This is a genomic window from Planctomycetota bacterium (assembly GCA_039819165.1).
Classification (GTDB): Bacteria; Planctomycetota; Phycisphaerae; order Phycisphaerales; family UBA1924; genus JAHCJI01.
The window spans coordinates 1307375-1330165 of record JBCBSM010000001.1 but is presented as its reverse complement, the minus strand read 5'-3'; the positions used below and the strand labels follow the sequence as shown (position 1 = coordinate 1330165).

17 protein-coding genes are annotated in these 22791 nt (G+C 70.6%); 4 read left to right on the top strand and 13 right to left on the bottom strand.

Going from position 1 to position 22791, the window contains the following annotated elements; genetic code table 11:
• Nucleotides 1-7: 7 nt before the first annotated feature.
• Nucleotides 8-1117 carry a GntG family PLP-dependent aldolase gene (locus tag AAFX79_05795; GenBank protein ID MEO1008058.1) on the top strand — a complete coding sequence of 370 codons (1110 nt, stop codon included), beginning with the start codon at nt 8-10 and terminating at the stop codon, nt 1115-1117.
• Here the strand turns inward: AAFX79_05795 and AAFX79_05790 are convergent.
• The 9 genes from AAFX79_05790 to AAFX79_05750 form a co-directional block, all read right to left on the bottom strand.
• Nucleotides 1092-1469 (bottom strand): PilZ domain-containing protein, encoded by a 378-nt coding sequence (locus tag AAFX79_05790; GenBank protein MEO1008057.1) that lies wholly within the window; start codon nt 1467-1469, stop codon nt 1092-1094. The genes AAFX79_05795 and AAFX79_05790 overlap by 26 nt on opposite strands.
• A 140-nt stretch (nt 1470-1609) precedes the next feature.
• Nucleotides 1610-3142 carry a FapA family protein gene (locus AAFX79_05785; GenBank protein ID MEO1008056.1) on the bottom strand — a complete coding sequence of 511 codons (1533 nt, stop codon included), beginning with the start codon at nt 3140-3142 and terminating at the stop codon, nt 1610-1612.
• 27 nt (nt 3143-3169) lie between these two features.
• Nucleotides 3170-3541, bottom strand: a complete 372-nt coding sequence (locus AAFX79_05780; GenBank protein ID MEO1008055.1) for a response regulator — start codon at nt 3539-3541, stop codon at nt 3170-3172.
• A 31-nt stretch (nt 3542-3572) separates the two neighbouring features.
• Complete coding sequence (locus AAFX79_05775) at nt 3573-4136, bottom strand: chemotaxis protein CheX (GenBank protein ID MEO1008054.1); 564 nt, start codon at nt 4134-4136, stop codon at nt 3573-3575.
• 110 nt (nt 4137-4246) lie between these two features.
• Nucleotides 4247-4897 (bottom strand): GC-type dockerin domain-anchored protein, encoded by a 651-nt coding sequence (locus AAFX79_05770; GenBank protein ID MEO1008053.1) that lies wholly within the window; start codon nt 4895-4897, stop codon nt 4247-4249.
• A gap of 100 nt (nt 4898-4997) precedes the next feature.
• A complete protein-coding gene (gene mnmA, locus AAFX79_05765; GenBank protein MEO1008052.1) occupies nt 4998-6185 on the bottom strand; it encodes a tRNA 2-thiouridine(34) synthase MnmA in 1188 nt (395 codons plus the stop codon).
• Nucleotides 6186-6210: 25 nt separating this feature from the next.
• Nucleotides 6211-7263: a hypothetical protein gene (locus AAFX79_05760; protein ID MEO1008051.1), complete on the bottom strand. Its 1053-nt coding sequence runs from the start codon at nt 7261-7263 to the stop codon at nt 6211-6213.
• A gap of 40 nt (nt 7264-7303) precedes the next feature.
• Nucleotides 7304-8155 carry a hypothetical protein gene (locus AAFX79_05755; GenBank protein MEO1008050.1) on the bottom strand — a complete coding sequence of 284 codons (852 nt, stop codon included), beginning with the start codon at nt 8153-8155 and terminating at the stop codon, nt 7304-7306.
• A 4-nt stretch (nt 8156-8159) separates the two neighbouring features.
• Nucleotides 8160-8960, bottom strand: a complete 801-nt coding sequence (locus AAFX79_05750) for a phosphoribosylformylglycinamidine synthase subunit PurQ (protein MEO1008049.1) — start codon at nt 8958-8960, stop codon at nt 8160-8162.
• 71 nt (nt 8961-9031) lie between these two features.
• On the opposite strand from AAFX79_05750, the gene AAFX79_05745 reads away from it, so the two are divergent.
• The gene (locus AAFX79_05745; GenBank protein MEO1008048.1) at nt 9032-10402 is read left to right on the top strand and encodes a DUF1015 domain-containing protein; all 1371 of its coding nucleotides are present in this window, start codon (nt 9032-9034) and stop codon (nt 10400-10402) included.
• A gap of 104 nt (nt 10403-10506) precedes the next feature.
• Here AAFX79_05745 and AAFX79_05740 read toward each other — a convergent pair whose 3' ends face one another.
• The 4 genes from AAFX79_05740 to AAFX79_05725 form a co-directional block, all read right to left on the bottom strand.
• Nucleotides 10507-10998 carry a thioredoxin family protein gene (locus tag AAFX79_05740; GenBank protein ID MEO1008047.1) on the bottom strand — a complete coding sequence of 164 codons (492 nt, stop codon included), beginning with the start codon at nt 10996-10998 and terminating at the stop codon, nt 10507-10509.
• 140 nt (nt 10999-11138) lie between these two features.
• A complete protein-coding gene (locus AAFX79_05735) occupies nt 11139-12116 on the bottom strand; it encodes a CNNM domain-containing protein (protein MEO1008046.1) in 978 nt (325 codons plus the stop codon).
• Nucleotides 12113-13444 (bottom strand): CNNM domain-containing protein, encoded by a 1332-nt coding sequence (locus AAFX79_05730; GenBank protein ID MEO1008045.1) that lies wholly within the window; start codon nt 13442-13444, stop codon nt 12113-12115. Before AAFX79_05730 ends, AAFX79_05735 begins: the two co-directional genes overlap by 4 nt.
• A gap of 21 nt (nt 13445-13465) precedes the next feature.
• Complete coding sequence (locus tag AAFX79_05725) at nt 13466-13978, bottom strand: iron-sulfur cluster co-chaperone HscB C-terminal domain-containing protein (protein ID MEO1008044.1); 513 nt, start codon at nt 13976-13978, stop codon at nt 13466-13468.
• A 124-nt stretch (nt 13979-14102) separates the two neighbouring features.
• On the opposite strand from AAFX79_05725, the gene AAFX79_05720 reads away from it, so the two are divergent.
• Together AAFX79_05720 and AAFX79_05715 are read left to right on the top strand one after the other, a co-directional pair.
• Nucleotides 14103-14807: an aspartate/glutamate racemase family protein gene (locus tag AAFX79_05720; GenBank protein MEO1008043.1), complete on the top strand. Its 705-nt coding sequence runs from the start codon at nt 14103-14105 to the stop codon at nt 14805-14807.
• Nucleotides 14808-15168: 361 nt separating this feature from the next.
• Nucleotides 15169-22782: a hypothetical protein gene (locus AAFX79_05715; GenBank protein MEO1008042.1), complete on the top strand. Its 7614-nt coding sequence runs from the start codon at nt 15169-15171 to the stop codon at nt 22780-22782.
• Nucleotides 22783-22791 lie beyond the last annotated feature (9 nt).

Genomic DNA, 22791 nt, shown 5'->3' with positions numbered 1-22791 from the left:
GCCAGCCATGAGCCACGCGCACGACGAACCCGGCATCGACCTCCGGAGCGACACGGTCACCAAGCCCACGCCCGAGATGCGAGCGGCCATGGCCGACGCGCCCGTGGGCGACGACGTGCAGGAGGGCGACCCGACGGTGCGGGCCCTGGAGACGCGGGTCGCGGAGATGCTCGGCACGGAGGCGACACTCTTCGTGCCCAGTGGCACGATGGCCAACCTGCTGGCCATCCGGTGCCACACCCAGCCCGGCGACGAGATCATCGCCCACGAGGGCGCCCACATCTACCACTGGGAGACCGGTGGCTACGCGGCCGTCGCCGGCTGCTCGATTCGCCTCGTGCCGGGCGAGGGCGGCGTCATCTCGCCCGAGACGCTCCGCCGCGCCATCCGCTTCGACGATGCGCACTGCCCGCCGTCGCGGCTCGTGTGCATCGAGAACACGCACAACAAGGCGGGCGGCGCCGCCTGGCCTCTCGATGACCTCGATGCGATCGCCGACGCCGCGAAGGCCCACGGGCTGCGGCTGCACATGGACGGCGCACGTCTCTGGAACGCGAGCGTGGCGAAGGGCAAGCCGCTCGCACGCCTCACCCGGGCCGTTGATTCGGTGAGCGTCTGCTTCTCGAAGGGGCTCGGCGCACCGGTGGGCTCGGCGCTGGCATCCGACGCGGCGACGATCGCGGCCGCACGCCGATTCCGCAAGATGCTGGGCGGCGCAATGCGGCAGTCGGGCGTCCTCGCGGCCGCCGCGATGCACGCCCTCGATCACCACCTCGAGCGGCTGGCCGACGACCACGCCCATGCGCGGATGCTCGCCGACGCGATCGGCGGCTGCGATGGGCTCGCACTCGATCCGGACCGGGTCGACACCAACATCGTCTATGCGCGGGTGGCGCCGGATCGCTCGCTTGAGGAGCAGCAGCGGCTCGCCGACGCACTAGCGTCCGATCTCGCCGGCCGGGGCGTGGGCGTGCTGGCCGAGGGCGACGGCCGCGTCCGCGCGGTCTGCCACCTCGGCGTCTCGACGGCAGACATCGAGCGGGCGATCGAGGGGCTGCGTGCGTCGGCGTCGGCGGTGATGGCGGCGATGGTCAACTCGCCCGCTGCCACTCGGTGATCTCGCCGGCGGCGGCGGACATCGCCATGCGGGAGAGCGCCTTCTTCTGCGTTGCGTTGAGGTCGACGAAGCGGAGGCCGGCCTCCCAGCCGAAGAGCCCCCGGCGACCGATACGAACAATCTCGCCGGTGAACTGCACGATGCCGACGCCCGCGTCGAGGCGGAAGGTGATCTTCTCGCCCTTCTTGCCGGGCTTCGGTCCACCGCCCTGGAGGCAGAGGCCGCCGGCCGACAGGTCCACGACCTTGCCGAGATCGCAGCGGATGCAGTCGGTCGAGACCCGGCCCGAGCGGCGGGCCTGGTCGGGATCGGGCTTGCGAGGTTCGGGGTACAAGTGCGGCCACCTCAGCATGTCGTGTCTCCTGTTGTTGCCAACAAGAGACCACGGTGTAAGGGCATCGGCAACTGCCGCGATCGGCTTCACGAGTTGCACGCGGCGGCATTCCCCTACCGGCCACAACGCCGACCCAGGCTCCGCGGTTATGGGATGCTCTAGGCCGCCGCCGCCTGCGGCCGCTCGCGGCGGATCTTCTCGGCGAGCCGCTCGAGATCGGTCGGATCGACCGCGCCCTCGCGCCGCTGGATCTTCGCGTGGTTCGCCAGGGGCACCGGCCCGTCTAGCGTCGCCGATCGCAGCACGGGCGTCCTGCTCGCGTCCAGGCCGATCGAGGGAGCCCCGCCCACCTCGTCCGAGAACGTTGCGGTCAGCCCGCCGATCCGCACCGTCGCGCCCGCGCAGATAGAGCGCTGCACGACGAGCTTGGCCTTGGACAGCAGGTGGTAGGAATCCAGCACGCGGTTGATCGTCTCCAGCAGCCGCGGAAGCTTGGCCTCCCATTCCGAGATCCGGCGTCGCAGGTCGGCCGCCTGCTCGGCGTGCGCCGGCAGCGGTTTGCCCGAGGTGGGGGAGATGGTCGTAAGCTCTTCACGGAGCTTCCGCAGCTGCTTGATCGTGTTCGGCACGGCGTCCTGCAGCAGCGACGCGAGCGCATCGAGGTCGGGATCCTCGCCGATGCCGAGCACCGCGGAGGCGCCGGCCTCGCCGCCCAGGGTCCGAATCTCGCCGCCGTATCGCGCGATCAGCTCGCCGCCGATCACGGTGCAGGTGGGGGACAGCACCCGCCGGCCGACGCGGACGCGGCTGTTGGTGATCTCGCGGGCGACGATCAGGTCGGCGCCGATGGTTGCGGTCACGTCGTCGAGGTACGTCGCCCGCACGCTGCCGCCGCAGGCCAGCGTGCCCTTGCCGCGGCCGGTCATGCCCCGCGCCAGCTGGATGGAGCCCCCGCAGCGGATGCTGGCCGCCTCGACGAGCAGCTGCACGCTCAGCTGCGTGCCGGCGACGACCTCGAAGCGGTCGCACACGCCGCCCTCGACGAGCACCTCGCCCTCGAAGTCGATGTTGCCCGTCGAGAAGTCGACGCTGCCCTCGATCACGAGCGTGGGCTGCACGCGGACGCCGTTCTCGACCACGTTCAGGCGGCCCGCGTGCGTCGCGATCACCGCGTGGTCCTCGCGGACCTCGACGCCATCGCCGAACTTCATCGAGCAGGACCGCCCGGGCCTGGCGGGCAGCACCTCGCCCCGGACGTCCACGCCGTCGATGGCCTCGATCGGCGGATGCAGGATGCCGATCTGCTCGCCCGCGCGGACGATCGTGAACGCCGACCGGGTGTAGTGGTCGACGGCGTCCTCGTCGGCCGTCGCTTCCGACTCGTCGCCTTCGGCCTCGGCGACCTCGACGGTCAGCTCGAATCGGCCATCTTCGCCGTGCCGAGGCGGCGTGCCCTCGGCCACGACCTCCTCGACCGGCTCGGTCGTGCCGGCGGCCAGCTTCTCGGCCAGCCGTTCGGCCGCCTGCTCGGTGATTGCCGAGAGCCGCACCTCCTGAGCCCGGAGGATGCCCGCAACGGCCTCATGCGTGCAGATCGCCGCGTCGACGCCGGGCTCGACGCGCAGCGTCGCCCGCAGCCCGTCGGAGCTGATGGTCAGGCTCGACTTGGTGTCCAGGGCGTCCAGGGACACGGCTCTCTCGTCTCCCGGCTGCGGTCGCTAGGCGACGGAGCACTTCTCCAGCGTCTCCTGGATGCGTTGCGCCAGCAGGTCGGGCGTGAACGGCTTGACCACGTAGTTGTTCACGCCGGCCTTGATGGCCTCGATGACGCGGGCCTTCTCGGCCTCGGTGGTCACCATGATCACGGGCGTGGTCGCGTCGGTCTCACGGAAGGCCTTCACGAAGCTCAGGCCGTCCATGTTGGGCATGTTCCAGTCCACGAGCAGCAGCTCGGGCGCGAAGGCGCGGACCTTGCTGAGCGCATCCTGGCCGTCGCAGGCCTCCTCGATGCTGGTGTAGCCCAGCTGCGTCAGCACCGACTTCTGGATGTTCCGCATCGTCTTCGAGTCGTCGACCAACAGGATCTTCATGCCGGTGCTCCGTGGCTGCGAATGCGCGTGCCTAGGCGCGGGCCGCCGGGGCGGCCGCCGTCTGGCCCTCGCGCTGCCCCGCGGTCCGATCGCGGATCGCGATCTCGATGGTAAACCCGCCGCAATCACTGCCGCACGGCAGTTCGATCGCCGGCGTGTCCTCGCGGGACGACGCCGCGTGGGTCGGCCCGAGCACCACCCGCGGCAGCGTGATCGTCGTTCTTCGGCCCTCGATGCGGGACTTGGCGCCCCCGACGACCATGTTCGCCAGCTCGCCGAGGGCGTCGACGAAGTCCGCCGAGCCAAAGTCCGGCTCCCGACCCACGAACAGCGACACGATGCGGACGGCCGATTCCTCGCTGAATCCGAGGGACACCGAGCCCTCGCACTCCCCGCGAAGCCCGATAACCGCCGACACTCCGTGTTCGGCCGCGTCCCCCCCCTTGATCGACGGCTCGCCGACCTCGACGGGCAGCTGCAGCATCGTCGCGAACACGTGCTGCACGCTGGACACGAACGGCTGGACCAGCTCGGGATCCGCCGAGATCTCGGGAAGTCTGGGCATCCCCTGGATGTCGGCTCGGTGCGGCGGCATCTTGAGATCGGACCCTCCGCCGGCGCCGTCGGCCATGCAAGAAGCCCCCGCGGCGAGGGCAAGCCTCGCGGCGGGGGCGGGTCTGCGAATCCGATCTTGAGGCCGAGGAATCAGCCGCAGCCGACGTCGAACAGGTTCTGGAACTCCAGGAAGTCGAAGATCGTGAGTTCGCCATCGCCGTCGAAATCGGCGGCGAGATCGCCCGCATCGAAGAGGTTCTGGAACTCGAGGAAGTCGAAGATGGTCAGCTCGCCGTCGCCGTCCACATCGGGCAGGCAGGCGTCCTCGATCCGCGTGGCCACGGCGAAGTCGGCCGCCACCGCGCCGCCCAGCGTGCCCGCGATCGTGCTGAACAACATCTCGCCCTGCCCGAGGTCGGCGGTCGACGTGCCCTTCCAGGTCAGCGTCTCGTCGGCGGATGCGGGGGTCCAGTAGTCCAGCACCGGTGCGAGATTCGGACCGTTGTGGCTCCCGCCCGTCGTCCCGTAGCCCGTCCAGGGGCCGATGGGCAGCGATGACAGATCACCGACGAAGTCGGTCAGCGGGGTCTCGCCGGGCTCGCCGGCGGCATCGCGGGGCTCGTCGCCGAAGATGAACCAACGCCAGGCCATGCCGGCCGCCCAGCCGTCATCGGGTGTCAAGAAGAACTCGTACTCGAACTGCCCGCCGCCGATGTCGGTGACGGTGTACTCCAGCTCGAGCGACTGTGCCGCGGCCAGACCGGACATGGCGAGCATGGACGTGATTGCGAGCTTGTTCATCGAAAACCCCCTCGTGCTTCCGGGCGTGGGCATCACGCATGCGCACCTGCCGCCAGGAACCCCACGAACATCCGTAGATATACGGCATTGCAGAAATGCGTTACGCGCGGTAGTCGTGCCTGCGGTCCGCTTGGATCCACCCGCCGCCCAGCACGAGGTCCGGATCATCCGCGTCGTAGAGCACCGCGGCCTGCCCCGGCGCGATGGCCAACTGCGGCTCGTCGAAGGTGAGCTCGAAGCGGCCGACGCGGCCCGAGGGTCCGGGTTCGGCCGCATCGGCGAGGTGCCGCAGCTGGGCGCGCACGTCCCGCCCGTGTGCGCGATAGCGCACGACGACGGGCCCCTCGGGCGGCAGGCCGCCGAGCCAGTTGGCCTCGCCGACGGTGGCGGACGCAGCGCGGAGCCGCTCGCGCGGGCCGATGGTCACCGTGTTGGTGCGCGCATCGCGATCGATGACGTACGCCGGCTCGCCAATGGCGACGCCGAGCCCGCGGCGCTGGCCGATCGTGAAGCGGTGCTGGCCGGCGTGCGTGCCGACGTGGCGTCCCTCGACCGTCAGCAGCTGCCCCTCGACCGCAAGCCCGGGCCGCCGCCGCTCGACGAGGCCGGCGTAGTCGTCGTCGGGCACGAAGCAGATCTCCTGGCTGTCGGGCTTGCTGGCGACGGGCAGGCCGAGCGCCGCCGCCGCGTCCCGCACGGCCGCCTTGCTCTCGAACTCACCGACGGGCAGCACCATCTCGCCCAGCCGCGCCGGGTCGGCCCCGAAGAGCACGTAGCTCTGGTCCTTGGCGCGATCGCGCCCGCGCAGCAGCCGCGATCGGCCATCGCGGTGCTGCGTGCGCGCGTAGTGGCCCGAGACGACCACGCTCGCGCCGATCGTCCGGGCGTACGCGTGCAGCTTGCCGAACTTCAGCCAGTCGTTGCACCGCACGCACGGGTTGGGCGTGCGGCCGCGGGCGTACTCGTCCACGAAGTAGTCGATGATGCGGCCGAAGTCCTCGCGGAAGTTGCACACGTAGAGCGGGATGCCGAGCTCGGCGGCGACCAGCCGCGCGTCGGCCGCGTCGCCGATGGAGCAGCAGCCGCGGTGGTGGATGCGGGTCTCGGCCTCCTCGAGCGATTCGCCCGGCGTGCCCAGCCGCATGAAGCAGCCGACGACGTCCCACCCGGCCCGCACCATCGCGGCGGCGGCGACCGAGGAATCCACGCCGCCGGACATCGCGACGAGGGCCTTGCGGCTCCGCGCGGTCGGGATGGCATCCAGGACGTGCTGCGGGATCGCGGTCATGCGAGGCAATGGTATTGGGTCGTGCTCAGCGCTGCTCGGCCGCGTCGGCATCTTCCGCGACGTCGTAGGGCCGTGCGTCATCGGGCCGATCGACGACGTGGCTGCGGGGCACGGGCGTGCCCTCGGGCAGCGTGGGTGGCCGCCCGGCATGCATCCGGCCCTCGGCGGCGTTCATGGCCTGCACCGAACGGTCGAGCCGCTGCTGGGCCTCGTCGGCGAGCTGCCGATCGCGGGCGGCGCGGCGGCCGGCGACGACCGAACGCTGCTTGGCGTTCTCGACCGCCCAGTTGGCGCCCCGGGCCAGCGACACCAGGCTGATGGCCAGCAGGATGTTGCCGATGATCTGCAGCAGGAAGAACACGAAGATCAGCAGGCCCAGGATGGGCAGCACCAGCACCATCAGCGGCGTGAGCACGATGCCGCCGCCGCCCACCGCGATGCACCACGCCGCGTTGCGGCATCGTCGGCCGGTGTCGTCGTCGCCCATCCAGTCGCCGAGCGCGGCCAGCTGGAAGCTCAGCGCGATGAACCCCAGCGCCGCGACCATCGACAGCAGGCCCTCGATCCACTCGACGGCCGCGACGCCCTGCACCGCCGGGATGAGCCCGATGCCCGCGACGCCGATGGCCAGCAGCCGGGTCGCCTGCGTGCCCAGCGTGGTCCATCGCATCCGCTCGTCGTCGAAGGCGTCCCGCTGGCCGGGCTGGAATCGATCGGGCTTGGGCCGCGTGGCCATCCACACCGCGACGAGCCAGAACGCCGCGGCGAGGAACTGCAGGCCCAGCGTCACCGGGTTCAGGAACAGCACGCCGAGGGTGCCGGTACCCATCAGCAGCAGCATGGCGATGGCCGCCAGCCACAGCGACATCCCCAGCTGGCGGACGTAGGCGCCCGGCGCCCGCGAGATGCCGGTGCCCCGCCGCGTGTCGCCCGGGCTGAAGGCGTTGCTGGTGCCGCACTCGGGGCACTTGGTCGTGTCGGGCAGCCCGGCCAGGTCGTAGTTGCACTTGATGCAGTACCGCGACTGCCGCCTGGGGGCCGGCCGGTCGGCAAGCTCGCGCGGGTCGATCGGGCTCATGGTTCATGCTACGGGCGGCCGGGGAGCGGAGATGCGGAACTTATGTCGTACGCAGCCGCTGAGCCTCGAGCCCCAAGGCCCGGTGCAGCCCGCGGATCACCGCGTGGTACAGCACGCCCCAGACGAGGGCCGAGAGCGCGGCCGCGCCGAACCCCGGATACCGGAGCCACCACGGCGCGTTGAGCACGACCAGGACGCTGGCCACGAGGATGAAGACCAACGCTACCGAACTCGCCGGATCGAGTGCGCGAGCGCTGGCGGCGAGCTCGCCCTCGAGAAGCCGATTGGCAAGGCCCTCGGCGAGCGCCGAGAGCGGACGCTGCACCGACATCGCCAGCAGCACCATGCCCAGGCCCGAGGCCGCGACGATCCACGGCAGCGAGGACGCCTGCCCGCCGGGCGAAGGCGCAAGCACCGCCAGCGTCGCGAGCGAGACGGCCGCGAGGCTCGGCGCCGCGACGAAGGTGCATGCCACCGCCCACGATCGCAGCAGCGCGATGCCGACGCCGCGTCGGTCCAAGCCGATGCCCTCGGGGTCGTCGCGCGTCAGCGCCTGCCAGCCGATGCCCGTGAGGAACGCCGTCGCCGCCAGGCCGACCGAGGCCGCGAGCGTCGGCCACGCGCCGATGTAGGGCACCAGCAGCAACCCGGACATGCACGCGACGCTGACCCACCCAGCCACGGCCCCGAGCATCGCGTGCCGCGCGCCGCGATGCAGCCGCCGGATGTGCGCGGGCTCGGACGCGAACAGGTGATCCCCGCTCACCGATCGTCCGATCGGCAGGCCGCACTCGGGGCACGGCGCGTCGGTCGAGAGGCCATCCAGGTCGTAGCCACAGCCCACGCACCCCAGCGGGTACTCGACGGTCTGGGGCGCCGGCGGCGTCGCCACCGGGTCAGCCCACCAGCGCGGCGCCGCGGGCGGCCTCGACCGCGTTGCGGAACAGCTTGAGCCCAGGCGTGGAATGGTCGGCGAGCGCGCCCGGGTCCAGCCGGGTCCAGTGCGGGTGCCGGCTCCAGTCGAGGTAGCGGTCGGGATGGGGCATCAGCCCGAAGATGCGGCCGCTGGCGTCGCACACGCCCGCGATGCCGCCGGCCGAGCCGTTGAAGTTGTCGGCGTAGCGCAGCGGCGCACGGCCCGTGCGGAGTAGGTCGTCGACCAGGGCTTGCTCGGCCACGAATCGCCCCTCGCCATGGCCTACCGGCAGCATGGGCTCGCCCGACGGATCGTCGGCGAGGTCCCGCGTCCAGATGCACGGCGAGGCCGCGTCGACCTCGATGCGGACCCACCGGTCGGCGTAGCGGCCGCGGGCGTTCTCGGCCAGCGCCAGCGTCGCCGGCGTGGGCTCTGCGGGCCAGCTCGTCTCGGGGGGCCCGGGCAGCAGCCCCGCCTGCGTGAGCACCTGGAACCCGTTGCAGATGCCCAGCATCGCCGCCCCGCGGCCGGCCGCCCGGCGCAGCGCCGGGTACAGCCGCTCGCGGACGGTAAGCGAGAGCACCCGGCCCGAGCCGGCGTCGTCCCCGTAGCTGAATCCGCCCGGGAAGCCGATCAGCGCGTAGTCGTCCAGGCGGTCCGGGTCGGCCGCCAGTGCCCGGACGTGCACCAGGTCGACGGCGGCCCCGGCCAGCTCGAAGCCGCGGGCCATCTCGGCCTCGCAGTTGATGCCCGCCGCCCGGATGACCACCGCTCGCACCATGGCCCATGATACGGGCCGGCCGGGCGAGCCTGCGCATACCCTTGGCGGCTTCAATCGAAGGAGGTTCCGCCATGCCCGCCGTCCATCCGTTCCGCGCCGTGCAGTTCCGCGCCGGCAAGGGCGACGTCAGCGTCCACGTCGCCCCGCCGTACGACGTGCTCGACGCCCGCGGCAAGCAGAAGCTGCTCGACCGCGAGCCGGCCAACGTCGTCGCGATCGACCTCCCGCACACGCCCGCCAAGGAGCTGGGCCCGCCCGAGGCCTACAGCGGCGCGGCCGGCCAGTACGCCAGGTGGCTCGCCGATGGCACGCTGACGCCCACCGATGCGCCGGCGATGTTCGCCTACCGCCAGAGCTTCGACTTCGAGGGCGCCCACTACCAGCGCAGCGGCATGGCCTGCACCGTCGAGACCCGCCCCTTCGGCCCCCGCGAGGGCGGCGGCGTGCTGCCCCACGAGCAGACCTTCAGCGGCCCCAAGCAGGACCGCTTCGCGCTCATGGAGGCCAGCGCCACCCAGTTCTCGCCGATCTTCGGGCTGCATGCCGATGCCAACGGCGCCGCGACGGCCCTGCTCCAGAGGGTCATGGCCGAGCGTGCCCCCGACATGACCGCCGACATGGGCGACGGCGTCACGCACGAGGTCTGGACCATCGACGACGCCGACACCATCGCCGCGTATCAGAGCGCACTGGCGGGCGAGGACGTCTTCATCGCCGACGGGCACCATCGCTACACCACGGCGATCAACTACCTCGGCAAGCTCACCGACGGCGGGGCCGACGTCCCCGAGGACCACCCTGCCCGCCGCACCATGATCGTGCTCGTGGGCATGAGCGATCCGGGCCTGGCCATCGGCGCGACCCACCGCGTGCTGGGCGGCATGAAGGACTACGACTGGTCGAAGCTGCAGGGCGAATTGGGCAAGCACTTCGACGTCGAGGCCGTTGGCGGCGACGCCAACGCCATCGAGGCCGAGATGGCCGCGCGTGCCGGCTCGGGACGCAACACGCTCGGGCTGGTCGACTTCGCCAGCGGCCAGTGCGCCGTGGCCACGCTCAAGGATGGCGACCCGCTGGCCGACAAGTTCGCCGACAAGCCCGCTGCCTGGCGGAAGCTCGACGTCGCGCTCGTGCAGCACCTGATCGTCGAGCGGGTCTGCGAGCCGGTGTTCAACGGCGGCGAGCCCGTCAAGTGGGCCTTCCCGCACTCGGTGCCCGAGGTCCTGGAGATCGGCAGCGGCCAAGAGACCGGCGCGGGCGGCGGCGCGGGATTCGCCCAGTTCGCCGTCATCGTCCGGCCAACGCCGCTCGATGCCGTCCGCGACATCGGCGCGGCCAACGAGCTCATGCCCCAGAAGTCGACGTTCTTCTACCCCAAGCTCGCCACGGGCCTGTTCATCAACCCGCTGTCGGACAACGTCGCCGCGGCCGCGAGCGTCTAGCACCCGCGGCCGCTGGCTCCGTGGCGTTTCGCCATACCACGCCGAAGTAGCACGTAGTGCTGGAAGAGTCAGCCGTCGGCTGCGCGGCCCGGCGAGCCTCCCGTCTAGTTCAGGTTGGCCTCGAGCCAGCCGCGGTACTTCTCGGGTCCGGCGTAGCCCCGCAGCATCGCGGCGGGCTTGCCGTCGCGGAGGACGATGGTCGACGGAAAGGCCGTCACCTGCAACGCCTCGAGCGAGGCCCGCACGGTGGGGTCGTTCGTGTCGGTGCCGTCGATCATCACCGTCCGGGCGTTGCCCTCGAGGTAGGTCCGCACGCCCTCGTCGGCCAGGCTGTCCTTCTTGAGCTTCTGGCACGGCCCGCACCAGTCGGCCGTGACGACCGCGACCACGGGCATGTCGCCCGACAGGTCGACCGACGCGAGGTCGGTCGTCACCGGCAGGTACTCGGGCGTCGGCGCGGCCTGGCCACCGAAGCCGCGGAAGAGGATCGCCGCGCCGATGGCGATGGCGGCGACGACGAAGACCACCCCGAGCGGGCTCTTTCCGCGGGGCGGCGTCGCGTTGGACTCGATGGGCTCGCTGGTGCTGTCGTGCATGGTGATCCTCGGCGGCTGGCTGGTTGCTGGACTGAATGCTGAAACGGAGTTGCCCGGGCGAACGGCGCATCGGATCGATTTGTTCCCGAACACGCCGATCTTGGGCAGTGCAGACGCACGCCGGGCCCGCCCGGCCGCGGCTAGACCGCTTCGCTGCCCAGCAGCGGCTCGGCCAGGTGCCGCAGCGTGACGATGCCCACGGGCCGCCGCGGAGCGCCCACGACCGCCAGATCGGCCCCCGCCGCGAGCATCTTGCGGATGGCGACGACGGCGGGGGTGTCCCGCTCCACGAAGGGCACCGGCTTGAGGTTCTCGGGCGACGCGACCGCGCCCGTCAGCAGGTCCACCGCGCCGGCGAGCCCGATCACGGCGCCCGCGGCGTCGGTTATCGGCACGGTCGAGCCGGGGTTGGTCCCCAGCACCCGGCGGACGTGCGGCGGCGAGGCGCCCAACTGCACGTGCTGGGCGGCCGACCACGGCAACATCTCGTCGGCCACCGTGGTGCGTCCCATCGCGAGCGCGCGATCGATGAGCATGGCGTGCTCGTCGCCGACGCGGTCGGCGCTGCCGGCGTCCTTGAGGAGCACCGCCATCCGCTGCCGGGAGTCGGCCGAGCCGCCGAGCCCACCCCCGCCGATGATCGCCGCCATGGCCCGCCCGGCGATGCGGACCAGCGGCACGACGCCGATCCACACGTAGAAGAGTCGCAGCGCACGCAGCAACGGAGCGGCGCGGTAGGTCAGCGAATCAGCGCCCACGCGGAATAGCTCCTTGGGCACCGACTCGGCCAGGATCAGCAGCACCGGCGCCACGATGACCGACTGGGCGAGCAGCACCGCGCCCGCACCCAGGCCTCCGGCCGTCAGCAGCGAAGAGACGCCCAGCACGCCGAGGTAGTTGCAGAGGTTGTTGTGCACCAGCAGCGTGGCGAGCAGCCGATCGGTGCGAGACAGTTCGCCGCGGAGCAGCACGGCGCTGCGTTCGCCCCGTAGCGCCCGAGTCTCCAGCCCGTACCGCCCCAGCGCATAGACGCCCATCTCCAGCCCGCTGGCGATGGCCGACCCCGCCAGCCCGGCGAGCGCGAGCGCCGTCCACGCGGCGATCTCCACGCCGCTCACGGCCGCACCTTCTTTCCGTCGAGCTTTCCATCGAGGCGGACGAGCACGCGATCGATCACGCGGCCGCGCATCGACTCGACCTCGAGGGTCAGCCCGCCGAGCCGCGCGGCGTCGCCCGCCTCGGGCATGCGGCCGAGCTGGGCGAGCACCGCGCCCGCCACCGTCGCCGACTCGGGAGGCAGCGTCACCCCGCCGCGGAGTTCCCGCGGGAAGTAGCGGCCGAGCGAGGCGATGCTGAGCCGCGCCGGCACGCTCCAGCGGCCCAGCCCGGTCATCACGATGTCGTCCTCGCCGTGCGCCGACAGCCGCACCAGCGCCCGCAGCACGTCGGAGGCCTCCAGCAGCCCCGTGCTCTCGCCGTGCTCGTCGACGCACACCGCCGTGCGTACGTCCCGCTCGGCCATCCGCGCCAGCACGCGGTCGAGCCGCGAGTTCTCGGGCACGTACAGAGGGGCATCGAGGACCGGCCGGCCCGAGGCGATGGTCCGCTTGGCGTCCAGGATCGCGCTGACCACGTGCGGGTCGCGCTCGAACACCGGCAGCCGCGGCCGCCCGCACGCCCGCACCGCTTCGGCCAGCCGCTCCGCGGACCACCCCGGCTCGACGCCCGGCAGATCGATGCGGGGCGCCATCGCCTCGCGGGCGCGGATGGTCGGCAGCTCGACGATGGCCTCCAGCAGGTCGAGCTCGTGATCGTCCAGCGCCCCCCGCTGCGAGCCGCTCCGAAGCAGGTCCCGCACCTGCCCGGGCGGGGCGCCGGGCCGGCCCTCCGCCGGCGTCAGCAGCCGTGCCAATGGCGCCACCAGCAGCATGTCGAGCGCCAGCAGCAGCCCGCCGACCGTCGCGCTGAACCACAGCAGCACCGGGGCGACCGTCCGCGACCACCGCAGCCGCAGCGAGTCGGCCAGCAGCTTGGCCAGGATCTCGCCGAAGAGCACGATCATGACCAACGGCACCACCGCCGCCAGCGTCGCGGCGACGGCGCCCTGGGCCCGTTGCAGCAGCAACGCCGCGGCCGCGAAGTACAGCACGTTGGCCAGCATGTTGACCAGCAGGATCGCGATCAGCAGCCGCCGAGGCTGGCCCAGCAGGCGATCGATGGTGCGGGCCGATGCGGGCCCCATCCGACGCAGCGAGGACCGCTCGGCGTGCGTCATGCCGAACAGCGCCGTCTCGCTGCCCGAGGCGGCCGCCGAGAGCACCAGCAGGCCGGCCATCAGCACCACGAGGCCGACGCCCAGCCCGCCGGCGGACGCAGCGTCGGCGGCCAGCGCGTCCGCGCCGGGCGCATCACCCGCGGTCGGCGTGGGGGTGGGGGGCGTGTTCACCGGGGCGACCGGAGGGGCGGCCTAGGCATCGGGGGCGTGCTCCGGCTGGCCGACCTGCTCGAGCATCCGCTCGACGTACCGCCAGCGATGGAGCACATCGGCGATCGCCCCCGCCCGATCCGAGTCCAGCGATTCGTCGGCCTCTGCGAAGAGAACGGCGACCTCCTCGCGGTGGGCCGAGCGTCGGTCCCGTGCCCACGCCAGCCAGCGATCGATCGCGGCCTGGTCTCCCGCTTCGTAGGCCCGCTCGGCGTCCTCGCGGACCTCCATGATCTCGGCCAGGAAGGCGGGCGGCAATGTCGCGTTCCCTGCCGAGCCGCCCAGCAGTTCCAGCAGCAGCCGCGCCCGCCGCTCGTCGTCCAGGATCTGCTCCCGGGCCGCGTTGAGCGCCTCGAGGCCTGGGCCATCGCCGCCGCCCCCGGCGTCCGGATGGGCCGACGCGACCCGGGCCATGTAGGCCTGTTCGATGTCTGATTGGTCGATGTCGAACCGCCGAGGCAGTCCGAGAACGGCGAAGGCGTCCGGGCCCGTCATGCAAGAATGGTACATGGTCGGGGTCGATCGAGTTGACCGAGCGGCCGCAATCAGGGAGGATGGCGTGGGCGGGCGCGAGAGACACGACTCGGGCACGAGGGATGGAACGAACGGAGGGATCCGCGTGCCATCGCACCACGTCGGCATCGTTGCGGTCAGCCCCGAGGGCGCCGCCCTGGCCTACCGCCAGTTCCACCGCCACGCATCCCGGTTGTCGGCAACCCAGACGAGGCCCACGGTCACGCTGCACGGCGAGCCCTTCGACGCGTACCTCGAGTGCATCGCCGCCCACGACTGGGAGGGCGTCGGCCTGCTGCTCCGCCGCTCGGCCGAGGCGCTCGCCGCCGCCGGAGCGGGCTTCTGCCTCACGCCGGACCACCTGGTACAGCACGCCGTCCAGCTAGCCGAATCGGGCAGCCCCATCCCCTGGCTGACGATGGCCCAGCTGCTGGCCGACGAGGTCCACGGCGACGGCCGCACCTCGGTGGGCATCCTGGGCACCAAGCTGGTGACCAATGGGTCGGCCTATCAGACCCATCTCGGGCTGCGGGGCGTCAAGGTGATGAAGCCCAGCGCCGAGGACGTCGACGTAGTGGACTCCATCATCTTCCAGGAGCTGGTCCGGGGCGTGATGAACGAGGCCTCCCGCCGGCGGCTGGAGGACGTGATGGCGTCCTTTGCCGATCGCGGGGCGGAGGCCATCGTCCTGGCTTCCAGCGAGGTGCCGCTGCTGCTCTCCCCGGTGAGCTGCCCCCTGCCGGTGTACGACCCCGGCGAGATCCAGATGGTGACCGCCGTGCGGATGGCCGCCGGCCAGGTGGCCGCCTGAGCACACCGCCCGAGCACCGCGTGGGACAACAAACCCGCGCCCCTGCAACCCGCGGGGCGCCGGCCGCGAAAAAGCTCTGGCAATAGCCTCCGACCCCGGGAAATCACTGGACTCGGACCGCGTGCGTCCAGTATGCTTGGAGGCGACAATGCGTGGGCGGGAGCCGCCGACAGGCGGTACCCTCCGAGCAGCTACCTACGGGCGGCTCCACCGGAGGCCCTGCATCCCCCGCACGCATGGTGGAAACCGACGGAGTGCTCCGCCGGCAGGCCCCGCGACCACCGACAACCCTTGCCGGGTCACACGTTGAGTCGCCCAGCACGGCACCGGCCCGAGATCGACCCTGACCTGGAGTATGAGCATGAGTGGCCATCGTTCCGAGTCGTTCCCGACCGCAAAGACCAGCTTCGGGCTCGGGCGGCTGCGGGCCCTGCGACGGCTCGCGGGGCTCGCCCCCGCGCGCAGCGAGGACGCGGCCACGCCGGCGGAACGGGGCGGCCTCGAGCACCTCGAGCAGCGCATCCTGCTCGGCGGCGACCACCCGAGCTTCGACCTGCCGCTGACCCCGACCTCGGGCACCGAGATCGTGCTCGATGGCATGACGGGCGAGGGCAGCGTCGACGGCGAGATCGAGGACGTCATCCCCTCGCTGGCCGATGACCTCTTCCGCTTCGATGCCACCGGCGACGACTTCGTCACCGTCTGGGCCGACACCATCAACGTCGCGGGCGGCTCCAGCCTCGATTCGCGGGTCGAGGTCTACGACATCAGCGGCACGCTCATCGCCGAGGGCTCGTCCCAGGGCGAGCTGTCGTCGGGCTTCTTCTCCGACGGCTGGACCGGCTTCGTGGGCGAGGCCGGCGAGACCTACTTCATCCGCGTCCTCAGCGACATCAGCAACACCGGCATGCTGACCACCGGCGGATACACCATCCGTGTCGATGCCACGAGCAACACCGACCTGTCCATCGAGACAGATCCGATGGCGCCCTTCCCCCTCCGCATCGGCGAGGGCAACGTCATCGACACCCTCAGCCTCGCGGGCGACGACGTCATCTACACCATCCAGACCGGCAGCAGCTCGGCATTCGATTCGCTGGCCACCTTCTACGCCGCGCTGCCCGAGGACGACCCACTCTCCCCGCTGGACACCCAGATCGAGGTCTACGACTCGACGGGCGCCCTCATCGATTCGGACAGCGACACGGGCCGCCTGACCTCCGCGTTCACTATCGTGCCCTCCGCGCCCGACACCACGTTCTACGTGCGCGTGCGGAGCGATGAGTTCGACCCGACCAGCGCCAAGTCCACGGGCGACTACCAGCTCCGCGCCGAGACCGCGGCGGCCACCATCGACCTCGACCCGGTCACCCGCCTGGGCACGCTCCAGGATTCGATCTTCAACGGCGGCCGCAGCGTTGCCGAGCAGCGCATCGCGAGCGCGTTCGATACCCGCATCTTCCAGTTCACCACGCTGGGCGAGGGCCTGACGATCCTCGAGTCCATCGGCGTCGGCGACGCACTGCCGCTGCCCAACCCCTTCCTGACCGACGTCCCGCTGCCCGAGCCCGCGATGCGGCTGTACGAGCTAACCGCCGCCAACGAGGCCGATCTCATCGGCTTCAGCGATCTGGCCGGCGCGGCGAATCTGCAGATCCAACTTGAGACCAACACCACCTACTTCATCGTCATCGAGTCCTTCGACGACACGCCCCCGCTGGCGGACTTCCATCCCTTCAACATCTACGTCGAATCCAACCACACGCTCATCGCCCCCCAAGATATCGACGACCACGTCGACCGACCCGAGGGCGAGGACATCGACTTCGAGCTCGACAGCGGCTTCACCGATCCGGAGGACTTCGGCATCATCCGGCCGCTCTTCGAGCAGGCCACGCCGCTCATCTTCGGCGACCCGGTGCTCCCCACGCGGACGTTCTTCGATCCGCTGGGCTTCTTCCCGCCGGTGGTCAACCCGGTCGGCGATCTCGAGTACCAGGCGTTCGCCAGCGGCCAGGGCCGCATCCAGGACGCGTTCGATACCGATCTGTTCCAGTTCACGCTGCCGACCGACCTGCTGAGCAACTACCCGGGCGACAACGACGACGCGGGCGATGCGCTCTTCTTCGGCACCGCGGGCGACTACCGCATCAAGGGCTTCGACGAGAACGGCATGCCCATCACCCGGAGCCACCTGGGCATCTTCGATGCGCAGGACTACTTCCCGGTGCGGGCCGGCGTGGATGGCGAGATCCGTGCCATGACGGTGTGGGATCACGATCCCGACGACGAGCTGCCGCCGTCGCTGATCATCGGCGGCGACTTCAGCTTCGTGGACTTCCAGCCCGCCAACAACCTGGCGGCCTACACCTTCGATCCGCTCGCGGGCGAGTACGTGCTCGTCCCGCTGGGCGCGGGCGTCGCGGGCACGGTGCATGCACTCTCGGTCTTCGACGTGGACGGCGAGGACGGCGATCTGCCGCCCGCCCTCATCATCGGCGGCGACTTTGCCGGCGGCATCACCTCGTACTCGGTCATCCCGCCGATCCTCGATCCGTTCACTCCCGCGGTGGCGCAGGGCGCCTTCGCGCCGCTGGCCGTTGCCGCGCCGGGCGCCGTATTCGCGATCGCCGAGTGGGACCCCGAGGACGCCGACGACGGCGAGAACCCCAACAGCCTGTGGTTCGGCGGCGACGGCGGCGTGCTGCAATCCGTGACCTTCGACGAGGACGGCGTGCCCATCGCCGGCACCGCATTTGGCGTGGTCGGCGAGATCAACGCCCTCACCGTCGCCGAGGTGCCCGACCTCGACCCCGACTCCGACGGCACCGATCCCGCCCTGTTCGTCGGCGGCCTGTACTCGGACCTCGGCGGACTCGCCGTCGACAACGTGTCGTTCGTGCAGGCCGACACCGAGATGGGCTCGATGGCCGGCGACTTCCTGCTGTTCGACATCGGCGGCGCGAACGACCGCGTCCGGACGTTTACGGTCTGGGACCGCGACGCCGGCGGGGACCTCTTCGCGCCCGAAGTCGTCGCCGGCGGCGACTTCACCACCATCGGCGGCGTCCCGGGCAGCTTCGTCGGGACCTTCGACCCGATCAACGGGGTCTGGGGCGTGCTCGGCAGCGGCTTCGATGCGCCCGTGCACACGCTGATCAACTACGCCGACGAGGAGTTCTACCTCGATCAGGCGTTCGGCAACGGACCGCTGTCGCCCAACCCCGCCGTGGACGCGCCCGTCCCGGTCCTGTACGCCGGCGGCGAATTCAGCTTCGCCAACGGCACGGTGGCCGCCAACGGCATGGCCCGCTTCGAGTTCACCAACTCGGCGCTCGGCCCCGCGTTCCAGTGGCTGCCGCTGGGCGAGTCCCGCTTCGGCAGCCGTGACCGCTACGTGGAGGGCGCCGGCACCACCGACACCGTCTTCGCGCTGCAGAACTTCAACGACGAGCTGCCCGGGTTCTGGGACCGCGACGACCGCACCGCGGCCCGCCTGCAGCTGGTCGTCAGCGGCGACTTTGCGCCCTTCATCAACAGCCACGTCCGCATCTACGACTCGCAGTTCCGCGTGGTGTGGACCAACGACACCATCGCGCCGCCGTTCCCCGATCCCTCGGGCTCGGTCGATCCCGCGGCCGCGTCGCCCGAGCTCGACCCCGACGGGCTGGTCATCGACATCGGCTCGGGCCAGGAGTCGCAGTTCTGGGCGGGCGAGGTCTACTACCTCGAGATCGCCGGCACCGCGACCGACGCGCCCCGGAGCGCCGGTCGCTACCAGTTCACGCTCGCGAGCGAGACGATCGCGCCGGACTTCAACGACGACTTCGTCGGCGACGGCGTCACCGGCATCTTCTCCGAGACACTCGGCAACAGCGATCTGGAGCGCGAGCAGTTCGACCTGGCGCCCGAGCTCATCCTCGATGGCTTCGGCGACGGCAACAACTTCCTCGACTTCCCGGCGCCGCCGCTGGATTCGGCCTTCAACGTTCGCAGCTCGGACGTCTACCCCAGCGGCTTCAGCACCGTGTCGTTCCAGGATCTGGGCGTCATCCACAAGATCGACGACTTCGATATCTACTTCTTCCGTGCGTCGTCCGACGGCACCGTCGAGGTCCGCACCGCCACGCAGCAGATCTTCGACCAGTACGTCGAGCTCACGACCGATCTGCGGACGGGCGACGTCGACGCCAACGTCTTCAACGGCAAGACATACGACAGCCCGCTGGACACCTTCGTCACCATCTTCAACAACGATCTGGAGATCCTGGCGAGCAACAACGACAACCCGGCTTTTGCCGGCGTCCGCAACGACTCGCCCATCGGCCAGCTCGATCTCGACGGCGGGCTGCAGGACGACATCCGCGGCCGGGTCTTCAACGAGCTGGATTCCCGCGTCGTCGCCCAGATCGAGCAGGGCGAGGTCTACTTCGTCGTCGTCCAGAGCGGCCAGTTCGATACCTTCCAGTCCGATCCGGCCATGGTCGATTGGGCGCACGCGACCGGCTCGTACGAGCTGCTCATCAACACCACGCCGAACCTCTCGGCCATCGGCGACGACCATTCCGATCTGCCCATCGCACTCCCCGGCACCATCGATCTGTTCGCCAACGACACCGTCATCGGCCTCGATGCCATCACCGGCCAGGGCTCGATTACCGGCGAGATCCGCACCCGATTGGGTGGCGCGGAGGACAACGACGGCTTCGTCGTCTACGCCACCGGCACGGGCAACGTCACCGTCACCGTGGCCGCCGACAGCCCGTCGGACTTCCAGCCCCGCGTCACGATCTTCGATGACAACGGCCTGACCCGCGTCACGCCCGTCAGCGCCACGACGACGGATCCCGCCGAGGTGACCTTCTTCGCGCAGCAGGGCGAGCGATTCATCATCCGCGTCGACGCGCAGCTCGGCCAGCAGGGTGGCTACAGCGTCGACGTCCAGGGCGCCCCGTTCGTCGACGACGTCGCCGACTTCCAGCAGCGCATGGACGCCCAGGAACTGGTCATCCAGGACTTCCTGGGCAGCGCCGAGTTCAGCGGCAGCCTCGAGGCGCCGGGCGATACCGACATCTTCCGCTTCAGCCCGCCCGACTTCGACCTCGTCTCGGTCGAGGTCGAGTCCAACGACTTCGGGTTCAACCCCGCCGTTCGCATCTACGAGGTCAGCGAGGATCCCAACGGCAATCCCATCCTGCTGCAGATCGGCTTCAACGACGACGCCAACGCCGGCACGCTGGATGCCTTCGCCGAGTTCCCCGTGACCGGCCCGGATCGCACATCCACGCTCACCGGCGAGACGTACAACGACTACTTCATCGTGGTCGAGGGCTCCGATCGCCAGGGCGATGCCGGCCAGTACACCGTCCGCGTCAACCTGGCACCCACCGACGACCACCCCGACGAGGGTGAGTTCGACGTGGCGTCGCAGCTCTTCGTCCAGCCCGCCACCGGGCAGGGCAGCCTCCCGGGCACCATCGAGGTCCCGACCGACACCGACCTCTTCACCTTCACCGCGCCGGCCGGCGGCCAGGCGGTGCTCGCGGCCATCAGCGCCGAGAGCAGCACGCTGCGGCCGACCATCCGCGTGTTCGACGCCGACTTCAACCCGGTGATCAACCTGACTACGGGCACGACCGACACGGTTCTCGGCCCCGACGCCGCCTTCTCGGCGCCGGCATTCCGATTCGACGTCGTCCGCGGCGAGCAGTACTTCGTGCTCGTCGGCAGCGACGGCACCGGCTCGGTGACCACCGACACGGGGGCCTACACGCTCGAGGCCACCACGCCCACCGCCGACGACCACGCCAACGAGAGCGAGTTCGGCCTTGCCAGCGAGATCGTGCTCTCCACCGAGACCGGCGCCGGCAGCCAGACGGGCAACATCGCCACCATCGGCGACACCGACCTGTTCTTCTTCGACACCATCGCCGACGGCAGCACGACCACCGCGTCGCACGTCGTCCGGCTCGCGGCGGGCTCCTCGGAGACCGACGTCATCCTGCGGGTCTTCGATGCCTCGACGTCGCTCGTCGACACCATCGTCGACAACGGTCCGGGCGACGAGGACGCGACGCCGGGTGTGGTCCAGACCACCATCAACGTGTCCGCACCCGAGGGCGAGCGCTTCTTCCTGCTGGCCAGCATCGACGCCGGCAGCATGTTCCTCACCGACAACTACGTCATCTCGGTCGAGGGACCGCTGCCCGACATCGTGCCCTCACCCGATGACGATCACGCCGATCGCGGCCAGTTCAGCATCGCCACGGTGCTGCCGCTGGACGCCCGCACGGGCGACGCCTCGGGCGTCGGCCGCATCGAGGCGCCCGCCGACAGCGACCTATTCCAGATTACCTCACTCTCGGCCGGCCAGGCATTCGTGCAGGTCGTCACGCCCAGCGGCACCGAGCTCAACGCCGACATCACGGTGTTCGAGCGTCCCATCGGCGGCGGCGAGCCCGTGGAGATCATCCGCGATACCGCCGGCTTCCAGGGCGTCAACGCCGCGGCCGAGTTCAACATCACCGGCGCGGGCGTCGAGTACTTCTTCCTCGTCACGGGCCTCAACGGCACGGGCGAGTACTCGCTGCGGATCGATACCGAGCCCGAGACCTTCTTCCTCTTCTACCCCGAGGGCTTCGCCAACGAGACCATCAGCGAGTTCGTCTCGATCGCCAACCCCAGCGGCACGCAGTCGGTCACCTACAGCGTGCGGCTGTTCTACGAGAACACCAGCCTCGCCCCGGTCACGCTCATCGACAACGAGGTGCTCGCGCCCAACAGCCGTGGCGGCGTGACCATCGCGGATCGCGGCTTCATCGCCCCGGGCGTGGCCGCCGACGAGCCCTTCTCGATCGTCATCGAGTCCGACGGCCAGCTGGGCGCCACGCTGTCGCACTACGACCTGGGCGGCGCCATCGGCGAAGCCTTCACGCCGATCACCAGCGACGAGTGGACCTTCGGCCGCCTCGAGCGCAACCCGGGCCAGGTCGAGTCCTTCCTGGTCTTCTACAACCCCAACCCCGATGCCGTCATCGTCACGCTGTCGACCGTCATCGGCGGCGAGACCGTCGAGATCTCGCAGACCGTTGAGGGCAACCGCCGCGGCGGCTGGGAGCTCACCTCGCTCGGCGTGCTGCCGGTCGGCGTCTTCGGCGCCACCATCACGAGCGAGCCCGCCGACGCCACGGGCGCCCCGGGCAGCGACATCGTCGCCGCCCTGAGCCACTACAACGTGGCCACCGGCGAGGCCTTCGGCGTGCTGGGCGACCCCACGGGCGGCTCCACGCTCAACGTCGTGCCGTCCTTCACCTCGGGCAGCGAGGTCCAGGGCGAGCTCGTGCTCTACAACCCCGCGTCGACGGCCGCCGCCGTCACCATCGTGGCCGACTACATCACCGCGCCGCTGCCCGACGTCACTACGGTCCACACCATCGCACCGGGCGGCGCCCTCGTGCTCGATGCGGGCGATCTCAGCCTGTCGGCCGACCTGGCCGCCGGCCTCTCGATCTCCTCGTCGCTCCCCATTAGCGGCGTGACCCTCGAGACCCAGAACGGCGATGCCAACGCCATCGCCATCCAGAACCAGGCCGCCCGGACGTGGTTCTTCGGCGATGCCTTCATCAACAGCGAACTCGCCGGCCTGTCCTACTTCGAGACGCTCAGCTTCTTCAACCCGACCGCCGAGTCGGTCAACGTCGACGTGCGGCTGTTCTTCAACGACGGCACCACCAGCGGCGCGACCGTCACGGTCGGCAGCGAGGGCTTCAGCAACCTCCAGCTCGACTCGTTCTCGCCGATCCTGAGCCGCCAGCTGCTCAACTTCTTCTCGATCCAGGTCTCCGCGAGCGTGCCCATCGTCACCTCGCTGACCCACTACGACCTCATCCTTACCGGCGGCTGGACCAACGCCGGCGCACCGCTCGGCCTGCTCAACCCGCTGCAGGACATCGCCGGCCCGGCCACCACCGGCTAACGTACGACG